At 66.1% G+C, this 15,386-nt stretch carries 16 protein-coding genes and 2 tRNA genes; 11 read left to right on the forward strand and 7 right to left on the reverse strand.

The genetic code is table 11. The features are described 5' to 3' along the window. Window positions 1-5: 5 nt before the first annotated feature. The gene (locus Atep_RS15175; protein WP_213379294.1) at window positions 6-266 is read left to right on the forward strand and encodes a prevent-host-death protein; all 261 of its coding nucleotides are present in this window, start codon (window positions 6-8) and stop codon (window positions 264-266) included. Between the two features lie 11 nt (window positions 267-277). Here Atep_RS15175 and Atep_RS15180 read toward each other — a convergent pair whose 3' ends face one another. Both Atep_RS15180 and Atep_RS15185 read right to left on the reverse strand, forming a co-directional pair. Further along, window positions 278-1,264, reverse strand: coding sequence for a YhdH/YhfP family quinone oxidoreductase (locus Atep_RS15180; RefSeq protein WP_213379296.1), 987 nt, complete (start codon window positions 1,262-1,264; stop codon window positions 278-280). A gap of 126 nt (window positions 1,265-1,390) precedes the next feature. Beyond that, a complete protein-coding gene (locus Atep_RS15185) occupies window positions 1,391-2,914 on the reverse strand; it encodes a fumarate hydratase (protein WP_213379298.1) in 1,524 nt (507 codons plus the stop codon). A gap of 250 nt (window positions 2,915-3,164) precedes the next feature. On the opposite strand from Atep_RS15185, the gene Atep_RS15190 reads away from it, so the two are divergent. The 10 genes from Atep_RS15190 (at window position 3,165) to Atep_RS15235 (ending at window position 11,131) form a co-directional block, all read left to right on the forward strand. Further along, window positions 3,165-3,241, forward strand: a tRNA-Val gene (locus Atep_RS15190). A gap of 192 nt (window positions 3,242-3,433) precedes the next feature. Then, window positions 3,434-5,353 (forward strand): threonine--tRNA ligase, encoded by a 1,920-nt coding sequence (thrS, locus tag Atep_RS15195; protein ID WP_213379300.1) that lies wholly within the window; start codon window positions 3,434-3,436, stop codon window positions 5,351-5,353. Window positions 5,354-5,422: 69 nt separating this feature from the next. Continuing rightward, on the forward strand, window positions 5,423-5,950 hold the full coding sequence (gene infC / locus Atep_RS15200) for a translation initiation factor IF-3 (protein WP_213381803.1): 528 nt from the start codon (window positions 5,423-5,425) through the stop codon (window positions 5,948-5,950). A gap of 154 nt (window positions 5,951-6,104) precedes the next feature. Beyond that, the gene (rpmI, locus tag Atep_RS15205) at window positions 6,105-6,302 is read left to right on the forward strand and encodes a 50S ribosomal protein L35 (protein WP_213379302.1); all 198 of its coding nucleotides are present in this window, start codon (window positions 6,105-6,107) and stop codon (window positions 6,300-6,302) included. A gap of 33 nt (window positions 6,303-6,335) precedes the next feature. After that, complete coding sequence (rplT, locus tag Atep_RS15210; RefSeq protein WP_012970202.1) at window positions 6,336-6,692, forward strand: 50S ribosomal protein L20; 357 nt, start codon at window positions 6,336-6,338, stop codon at window positions 6,690-6,692. 133 nt (window positions 6,693-6,825) lie between these two features. Continuing rightward, window positions 6,826-7,857, forward strand: a complete 1,032-nt coding sequence (gene pheS, locus Atep_RS15215) for a phenylalanine--tRNA ligase subunit alpha (protein ID WP_213379304.1) — start codon at window positions 6,826-6,828, stop codon at window positions 7,855-7,857. A gap of 117 nt (window positions 7,858-7,974) precedes the next feature. Further along, window positions 7,975-10,353, forward strand: a complete 2,379-nt coding sequence (pheT, locus tag Atep_RS15220; protein ID WP_213379306.1) for a phenylalanine--tRNA ligase subunit beta — start codon at window positions 7,975-7,977, stop codon at window positions 10,351-10,353. A 6-nt stretch (window positions 10,354-10,359) separates the two neighbouring features. Further along, window positions 10,360-10,659, forward strand: coding sequence for an integration host factor subunit alpha (gene ihfA / locus Atep_RS15225; protein WP_213379308.1), 300 nt, complete (start codon window positions 10,360-10,362; stop codon window positions 10,657-10,659). Further along, the gene (locus tag Atep_RS15230; protein WP_213379310.1) at window positions 10,640-11,014 is read left to right on the forward strand and encodes a MerR family transcriptional regulator; all 375 of its coding nucleotides are present in this window, start codon (window positions 10,640-10,642) and stop codon (window positions 11,012-11,014) included. The genes ihfA and Atep_RS15230 overlap by 20 nt, the downstream gene beginning before the upstream one ends. Window positions 11,015-11,054: 40 nt before the next feature. Then, window positions 11,055-11,131 (forward strand) — tRNA-Pro (locus tag Atep_RS15235). 167 nt (window positions 11,132-11,298) lie between these two features. Here Atep_RS15235 and Atep_RS15240 read toward each other — a convergent pair. The 5 genes from Atep_RS15240 to cas1 form a co-directional block, all read right to left on the reverse strand. Further along, window positions 11,299-12,648, reverse strand: coding sequence for a ThiF family adenylyltransferase (locus Atep_RS15240; protein WP_213379312.1), 1,350 nt, complete (start codon window positions 12,646-12,648; stop codon window positions 11,299-11,301). Further along, the gene (locus Atep_RS15245; RefSeq protein WP_213379314.1) at window positions 12,648-13,268 is read right to left on the reverse strand and encodes a hypothetical protein; all 621 of its coding nucleotides are present in this window, start codon (window positions 13,266-13,268) and stop codon (window positions 12,648-12,650) included. Before Atep_RS15245 ends, Atep_RS15240 begins: the two co-directional genes overlap by 1 nt. Continuing rightward, window positions 13,268-13,795, reverse strand: a complete 528-nt coding sequence (locus tag Atep_RS15250) for an NYN domain-containing protein (protein ID WP_213379316.1) — start codon at window positions 13,793-13,795, stop codon at window positions 13,268-13,270. The genes Atep_RS15245 and Atep_RS15250 overlap by 1 nt, the downstream gene beginning before the upstream one ends. A gap of 89 nt (window positions 13,796-13,884) precedes the next feature. Next, complete coding sequence (locus tag Atep_RS15255; RefSeq protein WP_213379318.1) at window positions 13,885-14,124, reverse strand: hypothetical protein; 240 nt, start codon at window positions 14,122-14,124, stop codon at window positions 13,885-13,887. Between the two features lie 287 nt (window positions 14,125-14,411). Next, complete coding sequence (gene cas1, locus Atep_RS15260) at window positions 14,412-15,386, reverse strand: CRISPR-associated endonuclease Cas1 (protein WP_213379320.1); 975 nt, start codon at window positions 15,384-15,386, stop codon at window positions 14,412-14,414.

The following is a 15,386-nucleotide window of genomic DNA, read 5'->3' on the forward strand; positions in this document are numbered from 1 at the left end:
CCATTATGAGTCTTCGAATCGGTATGCGCGAGCTGCGCGAAAAACTGTCCGAGTATCTGGATTCATCGATCCCCATCGAGGTGACACGTCACGGCCAGACGATCGGTTTCTACATCCCGGTACCCAAATGCCCGAATCAGTCGGAGCGCGAGGCCATGCTTGAGGCCGGTCGTCGTATGCGCGAGGAAATGGCCCGACTCGGCATCAGCGAAGAGGAGCTCATGGCGGACTTCCAGCATTGGCGCAAGCACCACGATGCCGCCTAGTCGCGCACTGCTCAGAGTCGGACCAGGATTCGCCCATGCGTCCGGCCGGCGAGCACACGCTCGAACACCTCGGCCAGTCCATCCGGCGCGACGGTTTCGCTCAGCAGCGCATCCAGGTCCGTCGGTCGCCAGTCGTCGGCCAGATGTTGCCACAGCTCGGTACGCAGCGGGTTGGGGACATCCACCGAGTTGCAGCCGAGCAGACTTACGCCACGCAGGATGAAGGGCATGACCGTGGTGTGCAGCTCATGCCCGCCCGCCAGCCCGATGGCGGCGATGTTGCCGCCGGGGACCGTGGTACGGGTGATCCGGGCCAGCAGTTCGCCGCCGACGTTGTCGATGGCGCCGCCCCATTCGGCCTTCTCCAGCGGTCGGGTCGCGCCGGCCAGGGCCTCGCGGTCGATGATCCGCGCGGCGCCCAATCCTTTCAGCCAGTCGTGCAGATCCGGCTTGCCCGAGAGCGCTGCGACCTCATAGCCGAGCCGGGCGAGGATGGCCACCGCCATGGAGCCGACTCCGCCGCTGGCGCCTGTCACCAGGATCGGTCCCAGCTCGGGGCGCTGACCATTGACCTGCATTCGATGCACGGCCAGCGCGGCCGTGAATCCCGCTGTGCCCAGGATCATGGCCGCGCGTGCATCGAGTCCCGCCGGCATGGGCACCAGCCAGTCGCCGGGGACACAGAGGTATTCGGCATAGGCGCCGTCGTGGTCGAAGCTCAATCCCCAGCCGGTGGCGATGACCGCATCCCCGGCCCGATACTTCGGATGTCGGGAGGCCTCGACCTCACCGGCCGCATCGATGCCGCCGACCAGCGGAAAGGTCCGCAGAATCTTGCCGCGCCCCGTGCCGGCGAGTGCGTCCTTGTAGTTGACGCTGGAATAGCGGACCCGGATCAACACCTCGCCCTCGGTCGGTTCCGGCTTGGGTAGCGGCTCGATGCCGGCGTGATGGCCCTGGGCGTCGTTGTGGATGCGGAAGGCGGAATACAGATGCATGGGGTATGACCTCGGGATGGTGTTTTTTGGAACCGCAAAGACGCGAAGACCGCAAAGCGTTCGAAATCTTCGACGCCCGTGATGGTTCTTGCGTCTCCGTGTGGTCGGTGTGGAGACCGACGCGGGTCAGGCCACCGTCACCGGAATCCCCGCGATCCGTCCGCGCCACTCGGCAGGTCCGATCTGGTGCACCGATTCGCCCCGGCTGTCGACCGCGACCGTCACCGGCATGTCCTCGACCACGAACTCGCGGATCGCCTCCATGCCGAGATCCTCGAAGGCGACCAGCCGCGAGGACTTGATGGCCTTGGAGACCAGATAGGCCGCGCCGCCGACCGCCATCAGATAGACTGCGCCATGCTGCTTGATCGACTCGATCGCCGCCGGTCCGCGCTCGGCCTTGCCGATCATGCCGATCAGCCCGGTCCGGGCGAGCATGATCTCGGTGAACTTGTCCATGCGCGTGGCGGTGGTCGGTCCGGCCGGTCCCACGATCTCGTCGCGTACCGGATCGACCGGGCCGACGTAATAGATGAAGCGATCGGTGAGATCCACGCCTGCCGGCAGGGATTCGCCGCGTGCGAGCAGATCGGCGATGCGCTTGTGCGCCGCATCGCGTCCGGTGAGCAGCCGGCCCGAGAGCAGCAGCCGCTCGCCCGGGCGCCAGCTCGCGATCTCGGCGCGCGTGAGTCCGTCGAGATTCACGCGCCGCGCCGTGCTGTCGGGCGCCCAGGTGATCGCCGGCCAATCCGCCAGACGCGGCGGTTCCAGCTGCACCGGGCCTGAGCCGTCGAGGACGAAGTCCAGATGTCGGGTCGCGGCACAGTTGGGGATCATGGCCACCGGCAGCGAGGCGGCATGGGTGGGGTAGGTGAGGATCTTGACGTCCAGCACCGTGGTCAGCCCGCCGAGTCCCTGAGCGCCGATGCCGAGCGCGTTGACCTTCTCGAACAGCTCCAGACGCAGTTCCTCGATCGGATCGGCTGGGCCGCGTGCCTGGAGTTCATGGACGTCGATGTGTCCGAGCAGGGCTTCCTTGGCCAGCAGCATCGCCTTCTCGGCCGAGCCGCCGATGCCGATGCCGAGCATTCCGGGCGGACACCAGCCTGCGCCCATGGTCGGCACCGTCTTCAGCACCCAATCGACCAGGTTGTCGCTCGGATTGAGGATGGCGAACTTGGCCTTGTTCTCCGAGCCGCCGCCCTTGGCCGCGAGCCGCACCTCGACCCGATCGCCGGGCACCAGCTCGACATGGACCACGGCCGGGGTGTTGTCGCCGGTATTCGTGCGCGCACCGATCGGTGGGGACACGATCGAGGCACGCAGCACATTGTCCGGGTGCAGATAGGCGCGGCGCACGCCCTCGTCGACCAGCGCCTGAAGGCTTTGCTGAGTATCCCAACGCACATCCATGCCGACCTTGAGGAAGACCACTACCGAGCCGGTATCCTGACAGATGGGCCGGTGCCCCTCGGCGCACAGCCGCGAGTTGTAGAGGATCTGGGCCATGGCATCGCGCGCGGCCGGCGACTGCTCGGCCTCATAGGCGGCACCCAGCGCCTGGATGTAGTCGCGCGGGTGATAGTAGGAGATGAACTGGAGCGCGTCGGCAATGCTCCGGATGAAATCGGATTCGCGGATGGTGGTCATGATGGCTCGGGTTTGCGGGAGATTCGAGGGTGTTTTGCGGCAGTGTATATCAGCGGCCCATCGAACCTGAAACGCAGACCGACTCATCAGTCGATCAGAATTTTCTGATAGTTTTCAAATGCGCGCGCCCTCGATCAGGGCGAGGGCGGTCATCGGAGTCGCACCCGTTCGCGGACCTCGATCACTGGTCGCTACAAAAAAGACTTGCAGCCGTCGGCGTCGGCTTGTACTATGGCCGTCTCTTGACGACAGGCGCGTAGCTCAGTTGGTTAGAGCACCACCTTGACATGGTGGGGGTCGTTGGTTCGAGTCCAATCGCGCCTACCAACACCGGCTGTCAGCCTTCAGCGATCAGCTTTCAGCATGAAAACCGGCTGAGAGTCCTTCGCTGAGGGCCGGCGGCTTTTTTATTGCCCGCATTTCGAGCCGCGCCAGTTTAGCATCGATCCCCGATGCCGGGCGTCTCGAAAGACTCACGCGATCCCTCGTATCGATCGCCACTGAAACCCAGGATCCAAGATGCCTCTGATTACGCTCCCCGATGGCTCCCAGCGCTCCTTCGAGCAGCCCGTCAGCGTCCATGACGTCGCCGCCGCCATCGGCCCAGGTCTGGCCAAGGCCGCGCTCGCCGGTCGCGTCGACGGTCGGCTCGTCGATACCTCCCATGTCATCGATCAGGACTCCGAACTCGCCATCGTCACCGGCAAGGACGAGGCGACCGCGCTCGAACTGCTGCGCCACGACGCCGCCCATGTGATGGCGCAGGCCGTGCAGGAGCTCTATCCGGGCACCCAGGTCACCATCGGCCCGGCGATCGAAAACGGCTTCTATTACGACTTCGCCCGCGACGAGCCCTTCACGCCCGCCGATCTGGAGCGCATCGAAGAACGCATGCACGAGATCGTCAAGCGCGATCTGCCCATCGTGCGCGAGGTCATGGATCGCGAGGAGGCCAAGCGCGTCTTCGCCGAGCTGGGCGAGCACTACAAGGTCGAGATCATCGACGACATCATCCCGGCGGGCGAAGAGGTTTCCATCTACCGCCAGGGCGACTGGTTCGACGTCTGTCGCGGCCCGCATCTGCCGAGCACCGGCAAGCTCGGCAACGGCTTCAAGCTGACGAAGCTCGCCGGCGCCTACTGGCGCGGCGACTCGCGCAACGCCATGCTGCAACGCATCTACGGCACCGCCTGGCGCGACAAGAAGGAACTCAACGCCTACCTGCATCGCCTGGAAGAGGCCGAGAAGCGCGATCATCGCAAGCTCGGCAAGCAGCTCGACCTGTTCCACTTCCAGGACGAAGCCCCCGGCATGGCCTTCTGGCACGCCAAGGGCCGCGTGGTCTATCGGCTCGCCGAGACCTACATGCGCGAGAAGCTCGACGAATACGGCTATCAGGAAGTCGAGACCCCGCAGGTGCTCGACCGCTCGCTGTGGGAGCGTTCCGGCCACTGGGACAAGTTCGCCGGCGGCATGTTCACGACGCATCTGGATGATCGTGATTTCGCCATCAAGCCGATGAACTGCCCCGGTCACATCCAGCTCTACAACCAGGGGCTCAAGAGTTATCGCGACCTGCCGCTACGCATCGCCGAGTTCGGCGTGGTGCATCGCAACGAGCCGTCCGGCACCCTGCACGGCCTGATGCGCGCGCGTCGCTTCACTCAGGACGACGCCCACGTCTTCTGCACCGAGGATCAGCTCCAATCGGAAGTCGCGACCCTGATCGACATGGTGTTCGAGACCTATCGCGATTTCGGCTTCGACGACATCGAACTGGCCCTGTCGCTGCGTCCCGACCGGCGCGTCGGCGCCGACGAACTCTGGGACAAGGCCGAGGCGGCGCTCGCTCAGTCGCTCGACGACAAGGGGCTGACCTACCGCATCCAGCCGGGCGAGGGCGCCTTCTATGGCCCCAAGATCGAGTTCACCCTGCGCGACAGCATCGGACGCGCCTGGCAGTGCGGTACCATCCAGGTCGATTTCTCGATGCCCGGTCGTCTCGGCGCGCACTACATCGCCGAGGACAACAGCAAGCAGACGCCGGTGATGATCCATCGTGCCGTCCTCGGCTCGGTCGAGCGTTTCATCGGCATCCTGATCGAACACTATGCCGGTCTGCTGCCCGTCTGGCTCGCGCCGGTGCAGGCGGTGGCGCTCAATATCACCGACCGCCAGGCCGAGTATGTCAAGGAGGTCGTTAAGACCTTGCGCGACAAGGGCTTCCGCGCCGAGTTCGACTTGAGAAACGAGAAGATCGGCTTTAAAATCCGCGAGCACACCCTGCAGCGGGTTCCCTATCTGCTCGTGGTCGGAGACCGCGAGGTCGAGGCCCGCTCATTGTCGGTCCGCAACCGCCAGGGTCAGGATCTCGGCTCCTTCAGTCTCGATGCCTTCATCGAGCGCTTGAGCCAGGACGTCGCGAACCGCATCCATTGATGGACGGTCAGAGGCGAATCGCGCCATCGGCCAATTCGCCCGGGCCGTGTTTATTCGAGTTTTTGGAGGATACCTGCTATCGCTGCGCCAAAGAGAAACCGCGTCAACAGAGAGATCAACATCCCGGAAGTCCGGCTGATCGGCGCGGATGGAAATCAGGTTGGGGTCGTCAACACCCGTGAGGCCATCGCCATGGCCGAGGAGGCGGGCTTGGATCTCGTCGAGATCGTGCCGACCTCCGAGCCTCCCGTGTGTCGGTTGATGGATTTCGGTCGGTTTCTCTTCGATCAGAAGAAGAAGAAGAACGAGGCCAAGAAGAAGCAGAAGCAGGTCCAGATCAAGGAAATCAAGTTTCGCCCAGGGACGGACGAGGGAGACTATCAGGTCAAACTACGCAACCTGACCCGTTTCCTCAATGAAGGGGACAAGGCCAAGGTCACCATGCGCTTTCGTGGGCGCGAACATGCCCACCGCGAACTCGGTCTGGAGCTGCTCCGGCGGATCGAGAACGACCTGACCGAGGTGAGCATCGTCGAACAGCAGCCGCTCATGGAAGGCCGGCAGATGGTCATGGTGCTCGGTCCCAAGAAGAAATAGCGACGCTCCGACACGCGAGCCGTCCTGATCTCCCAGGTCGAATCGAGTCAGTCATCGGGCGCCCAGGCGGCGCCCGATGCGTTCTCGATTTCGTCGGGTCTCGTGTTTGGGGTCGCCTCACAATCATCGGCAAATAGCGGAGTCATCCAGTCCCATGCCCAAGATCAAGTCCAATCGAGGAGCCGCGAAGCGCTTCAAGCGCACGCCCTCCGGTGGTGTCAAGTGCAACGCCTCGCACCGTCGTCACATCCTGACCAAGAAGTCGACCAAGCGGAAGCGTCAACTGCGTGCGCCTCAGCGCATCCACAATTCGGATCTGCGTGCCGCGCGCCGCATGATTCCGTACTGCTAGATCGCACTGACCCCCCAGACCGGAGAGTAGAGAATGCCAAGAGTCAAACGCGGCGTCACCGCCCACGCGCGGCACAAGAAGATCCTCGAAGAGGCCAAGGGCTATTATGGCGCCCGAAGCAAAGTCTTCCGGGTCGCCAAGCAAGCGGTCATCAAGGCCGGCCAGTACGCCTATCGTGACCGTCGTCAGAAAAAGCGCGAATTCCGCGCGCTCTGGATCGCCCGTATCAACGCCGCCGCGCGTGACAACGGTCTGTCCTACAGCCGTCTGATCGACGGGCTGAAGAAGGCCGGCGTCGAGGTCGACCGCAAGATGCTCGCCGACATCGCCTATCACGACAGCGTCGCCTTCGCGGCGCTGGCTGAGCAGGCGAAGGCCGCTCTGGCCTGATCCGGCGCCGGCCGCTGTCGACATAGAGGGAAAGGCCCAGGTCTTTCCCTCTTTGCTTTGATCCGTTCCACTCCCCGCCCGGTGTCCGTCTTGGGTACCGCGAGGCCGGGGAGTCGATTTTCCGGAGACCACCATGGCCGAACAGACCGCGCTCGGTATCCAGTCGCTCCAGGAGGCCGCGATCCAGGCCATCGCCCAGGCCGCCGATGCGACGGCGCTCGATCAGGTGCGCGTGCGCTATCTGGGCAAGAGCGGTGAGCTGACCGCCCTGCTCAAGCAGCTCGGCACCCTGCCGCCGGCCGAGCGCCCGGCCGCCGGCCAAGCCATCAATCAGGCCAAGGACGCCGTGCAGCAGGCGATCGAGACGCGCAAGTCCGCGCTCGAACAGACGGCGCTCGCCGCGCGTCTGGCCGCCGAGCGCATCGACGTCACCCTGCCCGGACGCGGACAGGCGCCCGGCGGACTGCATCCCGTCACCCGTGCGCTGCGACGCATCGAGCGGTTGTTCGCCAATGCCGGCTTTGCCGTGGTCGAAGGCCCCGAGGTCGAGGACGCCTATCACAACTTCGAGGCGCTCAACATCCCCGAGCACCATCCGGCGCGGGCGATGCACGACACCTTCTATTTCGATGCCGAGCGGCTGCTGCGCACCCACACCTCGCCGGTGCAGATCCGGGTGATGGAAGAACAGGCGCCGCCGCTCAAGGTGATCGCTCCGGGGCGCGTCTATCGCTGCGACTCGGATCTGACCCATACCCCGATGTTCCATCAGGTCGAGGGGTTGCTGGTCGACGAACAGGTGAGCTTCGCCGATCTCAAGGGCGTGCTCTACGATTTCCTGACCAATTTCTTCGAGCGCGATCTCAAGCTGCGTTTCCGGCCGTCCTACTTCCCCTTCACCGAACCCTCGGCGGAGGTCGACATCCAGTGCGTGATGTGCAACGGCGACGGCTGCCGCGTCTGCAAGCAGACCGGCTGGCTGGAGGTACTCGGCTGCGGCATGGTCTATCCCGAGGTCTTCCGCCATGTCGGTATCGACCCGGAGCGTCATCTCGGCTATGCCTTCGGCATGGGTGTGGAGCGGCTGGCCATGCTGCGCTACGGTATCGACGACATCCGGCTCAACTTCGACAACGATCTGCGCTATCTGCGTCAGTTTCGTTGAGCGTGGCGTGACCGGCGAGCGGATCGAGCCGCGCCTGCGCCGTCCGTCGGGGTCAGACACCAATCATCGTTTCAATTTTACCCGAGGCCCGTCAGGCGTCGGGATGGGGAAGGGGACATGCGATTCAGTGAGGCATGGCTGCGCGAATGGGTGAACCCGCCGGTCGATACCCAGCGCCTGGTCGATCAACTCAGCATGGCGGGGCTGGAGGTCGACGCGGTCGAACCGGCGGCGCCCGTCTTCAGTGGGGTCCGGGTCGGGCATGTACTCAGCGTCGAGCCGCATCCGGACGCCGCCAAGCTGCGTGTCTGCTCGGTCGATGTCGGCGAGGACGCCCCGCTCCAGATCATCTGCGGCGCGGCCAATGTCGCGGCTGGGATGAAGGTGCCGGTGGCGACCATCGGGGCCTGTCTGCCGGGGGATTTCAAGATCAAGCGCGCCAAGCTGCGCGGGGTCGAGTCGTTCGGCATGATCTGCTCGGCCGGCGAGCTGGGTCTGGCCGAGTCCTCCGACGGCATCCTGCCGCTGCCCGCCGATGCGCCCCTGGGTGAGGATTTCCGCGCCTGGCTGGCGCTCGACGATCAGTGCATCGAGGTCGATCCGACGCCGGATCGCGGCGACTGTCTCGGGCTGGCGGGACTGGCGCGCGAGGTCGCGGTCATCAATCGCGTGCCTCTGACGCCGGTGGCCGGCGAGCCGGTCACGCCGACCATTGATGACCGTTTCCCGGTCCGGTTGCAGGCGCCCGAAGCCTGTCCGCGCTATGTCTGCCGCGTCATCCGTGGCATCGATCCCAGCGCGACCACGCCGCTGTGGATGCGCGAGCGGCTGCGGCGCGGCGGCATTCGCGCCATCAGCCCGGTGGTCGACGTCACCAACTATGTGCTGCTCGAACTCGGTCAGCCGATGCACGGCTTCGATCTGGCCAAGCTCACGGGCGAGATCCGGGTGCGGATGGCCGGCGAGGGCGAGACGCTGACGCTGCTCAACGGCGAACAGGCGACCTTGCGCGCCGACACGCTCGTCATCGCCGATGCCGAACGCCCGGTCGCGCTCGCCGGCATCATGGGCGGCGCCGAGTCGGGCGTCGGTGACGAGACGCGCGACATCCTGCTCGAAAGCGCCTTCTTCGCGCCGCCGGCCGTCAGCGGCAAGGCGCGCAGTTACGGGCTGCACACCGATTCCTCGCACCGCTTCGAGCGTGGCGTCGATCCCGAACTCCAGGTGCGCGCCATCGAGCGTGCCACACGCCTGCTGCTCGACATCGTCGGCGGCGAGCCGGGGCCGGTGTGCGAAGTCAGCGCCGCCGAGCATCTGCCGCGCCCGACGCCGCTGCATCTGCGTTCCGAGCGGGTGGCGCGGATTCTGGGACTGCAACTGCCCAATGAGACCATCGAGGACATCCTCGAACGGCTCGGCATGGCCGTCGAGCGATGCGAGGACGGCTGGCAGGTCACGCCGCCGAGTGCGCGCTTCGATCTGGTGCAGGAGGTCGATCTGATCGCCGACATCGGGCGTATCCACGGCTATGACCTGATCCCGGTCAGTCATGCCGGCTCGGCCTCGGCCACCCAGTCAGACTCCGAGACTCGTTTCGAACTCGACCGCGCGCGGCTGGCGCTGGTCGATCGCGGGTTCCAGGAGGTCATCACCTACAGCTTCGTCAGTCCCGAAATGCAGGAGCTGGTCGAGCCGGGTGTCGAGACGCTCAAGCTGGCCAATCCGATCAGCGCCGAACTCTCGGTCATGCGTACCAGTCTTTGGCCCGGACTGTTGCAAACCGCCGTCTACAACCAGGCGCGGCAGATGGAGCGCGTGCGCATCTTCGAGAGCGGACTGCGTTTTCGCTTTGGCCCCGAAGGTTTAACCCAGACGCCGGGGATCGCCGGTCTGGCGGTCGGCGATCGGCTGCCGGAGCAGTGGGGCCAAAAAGGGCAGGGCGTCGATTTCTTCGATCTCAAGGCCGATGTCGAGGCGCTGCTGACCCAGACCGGCGCGCCCGCGTCCTTCCGTTTCGTGCCTGCCGAACATCCGGCGCTGCATCCGGGGCAGACCGCGCGCATCGAGCGCGACGGTCGGACGGTCGGTTTGATCGGGATGCTGCATCCGGCGCTCGCCGCGCGGCTCGACCTGACCGGTGATGTCTTCCTGTTCGAGCTCGATCTGGCCCCGCTGACGCCGGGCGTGCTGCCGCGCTACGCCAAGATCTCGCGCTATCCCGGCATCCGGCGCGATCTGGCGATTCTGGTCGACCAAGGGGTCAGCTACGAAGCGGTCGAGCAGTGCATCCGTTCGGTCGCCTCCGACCTGCTGCGCGACCTGATCCTGTTCGATGTCTACACCGGACGGAACATCGAAACAGGTCGAAAAAGTCTCGCTTTAGGATTGATTTTACAGTCGTCTTCTCAGACACTTACGGACGAAGTCATAGATGCGACGGTGGGGCGGATCCTGGAGCGCCTGACCTCCGAACTCGATGCACGCTTGAGGGATTGAACCGGTATGGCCTTGACCAAAGCCGACATGGCCGAGCATTTGTTCGAAGAGCTTGGTCTGAACAAACGCGAGGCCAAGGACATCGTCGAGATGTTCTTCGAGGAGATCCGCGCCGCCCTGGAGCGCGGCGAACAGGTCAAGCTGTCCGGGTTCGGCAACTTCGATCTGCGCGAGAAGAAAGAGCGCCCTGGGCGCAATCCCAAGACCGGCGAGGAGATCCCCATCACCGCCCGGCGTGTCGTGACCTTCCGTCCGGGCCAAAAGCTCAAATTGAGAGTGGAAGCCTATGCGGGAACCGAGCGATAGCCTGATCGGAGCGAGCGACGGCGACCTGCCGCCGATCCCCGGCAAGCGCTATTTCACCATCGGCGAGGTCAGCGAGCTGTGCGGCGTCAAGCCGCATGTACTGCGCTACTGGGAGCAGGAGTTCCCGCAGCTCAAGCCGGTCAAGCGGCGCGGCAATCGCCGGTACTATCAGCGCCATGACGTGCTCATGGTGCGCCGGATCCGCAATCTGCTCTATGAGCAGGGTTTCACCATCGGCGGTGCCCGTCAGCAGCTCAGCGGCGAGGGCGCCAAGCAGGATCTCAGTCAGACGCATCAAATTTTGAGGCAGATACGGCTCGAACTCGAAGAGATCCTGCATGTGCTTCGGCGTTGACGCCGGCCGTGCGACAGCGTATGATTCCGCTTCTTTCGAGCGGGGCGTAGCGCAGCCTGGTAGCGCACCTGAATGGGGTTCAGGTGGTCGGAGGTTCAAATCCTCTCGCCCCGACCAATTTAAGCTGGAAATTACAAGCGGTTACGTGACTCACGTTGCCGCTTTTTTCTTGTCACGCCGTCAACGCCCATGCACCCGGCAAGCCGGGCGTCCGACAGGGCTCCTGCGCCGTAGTTCGCCCAAGCCGGCATCCGACACGGCGCGGGCGAGACGGCGGTGCTTCGTCATTCCAGTACGGTCGGCGCGACTTCCGCCGCCCCGCACACCTGGCAGTCCATCCCCATCGACAGCCTTTCCCGCGCCAGGAGTGCGCCGGATTGCAGGTCGAGTTGCAGCAGGTCGCGCACCCCGAGTCCGGCGGTGCGGCGCTGGATCTCGGTGACCAGCAGGCCGGCGGTCACGGCGTTGAGGCTCATCACCGCCGGGGCGGCGACATCCGGCACATAGCCCTCGCTCAAGGCACGTGCGGCGACCTCGCCCCCGGCATAGGCGCGCGCCTCGATGGACGCCTGTCCCGGCGAGAGCCGGCCGCTGCAGATCGGGCAATAGCGCCCGATCTCGGCGCCCGTCACCTCGGCGCGCAGACCGACGATCGCGCCATCCTCGGCCAGCGTGATGTCGGTTCCGGCCTGGAGATACTCGCGGCCATGCTCCAGCGCCAGTTGCAGCGCCAGGGTGCGGCTCAGGTCGTTGTCGGTCACCGCCAGGATCAGGTCACAGCGGGCCAGGGCGCGCTGGGCGGCGCTGGAGCGGTAGATGTCGTGGGGGAGGGCGGAGATCTGCGGCACCAGCCCCAGACTCAGCGACGCCTGACGAATCAGCCGTTTGGCCACGCGCACCTTGAGGCGCCCGAGATCGCGGCGGGTGACGCCCGGCAGACGGTTGAGGTTGGTCTCCTCGACGGTGTCCGGATCGATCAGCACGAAGCGCCGGAAGCCCGCGCGCGCCAACTGCTCGACGACCAGTAGGCCAAGTCCGCCGACCCCGAGTACGCCGACCCGGATCTGATCCGCCGCCGCCCGCAGTCCGGGACCAAAGGCGCGCTGGCGGTCGAGCGCTGCCGACATGCCCTGGGCGGTTTCCGCCACCATCGGTGCCAGGCCGAGGAATAGCCGTCCCGGTTGCGTTTGACCCCGTGTCCACAGGCGGGCGCGCGGCACACCGCCGGTCGGCCACACCAGGCTCCAGTAGCTGGGCACGCCCTGTTCGGCCAGCCAGCGCGACAGGCGCGACTCAGCGTCGTCGTCCGTGGTGCTGAACTGGTCGACGCCGGGCGGATGGCTGTGCAGATGCACCGCCAGCCAACCGTTCTGTGCGACCCGGACCGCCCAGCGGTTGATCCGCGCCGAACTCTCCGGGTTCAGACTGAGCCCGCCCGTCGAGGTGTGGTCATAGTCCTCCGGTTCGAGGGTGAGCAGCTGCTCCACCAGCGCCGCCGGCGGCGCGCCGCGCTCGGTGCGCAACGGTCGGGCGACGGCAAAGGCGAAGCGTTCCTGGAAGGGTTCCGGGTGCAGGAGCGCCCGCAGGCGCTCCGAAAGCCCCCAGGGAACCCGCAGTACGGGTTCCGTCTTCATCAGGCCACCGCCCGATCCGCGAAGAAGGCCAGGGTCACGGTCAGGTAGCTGACCAGGGTGTGGTGTCCGGGCCGCCAAGTGTCGGCCACACCGCAGTACCAGTGCCAGCCCTCGCCGGAGAGGTCGGGTGCACCGTGGTAGGCACGGTCGTGGAACAGATGACTGCGGTCCAGCTGTGCACTGGCCGCGCCCGTGGCCAGGTAGAAGCCGATGGGCGCGGCCAGCGGATAGGTCTTGGGCAGCAGCACCAGGGCATCGGTGCGCACGCCGCCCGGCAGGGTCAGGCCGCGCAGTCGCAGCCGCCAGCCCTCCGGGCTCGGCTCGGGCTGACCGACGCCGCCGAAGCCGGAGCGGCGCAGGCCCTCCAGCTCGCGGCGCAGGGCCTCGGGCAGCGGTGCGCCGCCCTTGACCACGCGCGGACCGGCGGAGAAGGTGTCGCCCGGCTTGAGCGACACCTCGGTGTCCTTGACCACCTGCCCGGTGCGCACGCCCTGGTCGATGCCGGAGCGGTAGAGGCTCTCGTTCGGCCCCAGGCCCAGCAGGCCGGCGAGCTCGTCGCGGCGGATGCGCCCATAGCCGGTGGCGCGCACGAAGCCGAGTTCATCGCGTTTCAGTGCCATCAGTGGTGTCCTCCGATCTGGTTGAGGGCGTTGTCGAGGTCGATGACCGAGTAGGCGGCGCGGCGCAGGTCGCTGGCGACCATCTGCGGACGGGCGAGGATCTCGGTGCGGATGCCGGCGTCGCGCAAGGCCCACACCATCGGGGCGAAGTCGCCGTCGGCGGCGGCCAGCACCACGAAGTCGGGCCGCAGGCGCAGGGCCGACGACAGGGTGGCGATCACCAGCCGCTGGTCGTCGGACTGCTTGAACGCGCCGTCGGGCTGACGCTTGGCGGGGGCGGGGATGACGCGCGCGCCGGCCTCCTCCAGCGCATGCTGGATGCGCGTGAAGTTGACCTTGTTGGCGGCGATCGACTCGGGGGTGTCGTCGGCGACGCGCTCGACCAGGGTCACGAGCGTCTCGATGAGGTCCACGCCGTCGCCGGCGATGAGCTCGCGCATGGCCTGCACCGGGAAGTGCGGGTGCCCGAGTTCGCGGGCGACGATGTCGCAGGGGGTGAGGTCGATGGCCAGGAGCTTCTTGATCATAGGATGAGTACCGTGTTGAAACAGGATTAGAGGGTTGATGGATGTATCGGATGAGCCTCGCGCGGCCCATCGACGTGTTGGCTAGAGGGTCAGTGCGCCCGCTTGGCGGCGATCAGGCCCTCGCCGAGCTCGCCGAGCCGCCGGAGCTGCGCCCGCAGGTTGCGGGTGGCGCGGTAGTCGGAGGGGGAGACGGGGACCGGGACGAAGTCCAGGGTCCGCTCGCTGCGCAGGCGCCCGTGACGCCTGCTGCGCTCCCACTTGAGCCAGGGATACTGCCGCAAGGTCTGCGAGACGACAGCGCGGACATCGGGATTGGTCGAGATCATCATGTCGAAAGCCCTCGGCGATATTTGTCTGGTGTGGGACACGCATGACCGCCCGGGCCGCGTCTGGGCGGTCCGGGTTTGGCGTTCACCCTGTCGTATTGAGAAAAACGGTGGTGCTCACCGAAAAACCGGTGAGCGGCTGAACGGGGATGTGCGGTGTCGGGCGGAGGAAATGCGGTTGGATCGGCGCGGGAAGGCCTCCGGCCGGCCCGCGCCTTGTTGCTGTTATGTCTTTCACCCTGTCGTTTGGCAAAAAACGATGTTTTTCACCGCGAAACCGGTCACGGCGTTTAGGCCGCTTCGGAGACGTCTTCCGGGTGTACGTCGTCCGGTCCGGCCTCGCCCAGCGCCTCCAGCAGTTGGGCCAGCAGGCGCTGCATGGGCTTGAGTGCCAGACGATGGCCCTCGCGGTACCAGGCCGCATAGAAGGCGGCGCGTCCCTCGGCATCGAGCCGCACGCCGTCGGTCGGGCTGTGGGTGAACTGCGCCGGCTTCAGCAGCGCCTGACGCACCAGCAGGTCATGCACCCAGTCATCGAGCACCGCACGCGCCGGTTCGAGCAGATCCAGCGCCAGGGACTCGCGATCGGGATGCAGTGCGTGCAGAAAACCGATCTGGACATCGAGTCCGGCCTTGACCGCCAGCGGTGTCGCCTGTCCCTGAGCCAGGGTGTAGACCAGCGACATCAGGGCATTGACCGGATCGCGCGGCGGGCGGCGCGAGCGCCTGTGAAAGGCGAAGGCGCCGGTGCGCGCATAGCGCGTCTCCAGCGCGCCGAAATACTTGACGGTGGCCGCGCCCTCGACGCCCATCAGGGCGGCGAAATCAGGGGCTTGGGTCGCCGCATGCATGGCGCGGTAGAAGGCGTCTTCCATCTCCGGGGGCTGCTGACGCGCGCACTCGGCCATGCTTTCGAGCTTGGCGCAGACCACGCGCCGCGCCAGATCCAGCCGCTGTTCGGGATCGGCATAGGCCAGATGTTGCTGATGGCGCCGCCGTACATGCCGGTGCGGCAGGTGCGCCACGCCGACGGCCGGTGCGCGTCCGCGCTTGGGCAGTGTCGTGAAGGGCACGCCGTGGGCGGCCAGCGCCTGCAGGACGCCGGTGCTCAGTTGCACATCGCCGTGCAGCAGCACCGAGCCGAGCGCGCGCAGTCCGATGCGCTCGCGCCGTCCGTCGGCGTGGGTGAGAACCAGCGTCTCGTGCGTCCCCGTTTCCAGGGCGGCACCGGCGCGATCGACGACCAGGGCCAGATGTCCGCTCAT

It is taken from the genome of Allochromatium tepidum (assembly GCF_018409545.1).
Taxonomy (GTDB): Bacteria; Pseudomonadota; Gammaproteobacteria; order Chromatiales; family Chromatiaceae; genus Thermochromatium; species Thermochromatium tepidum_A.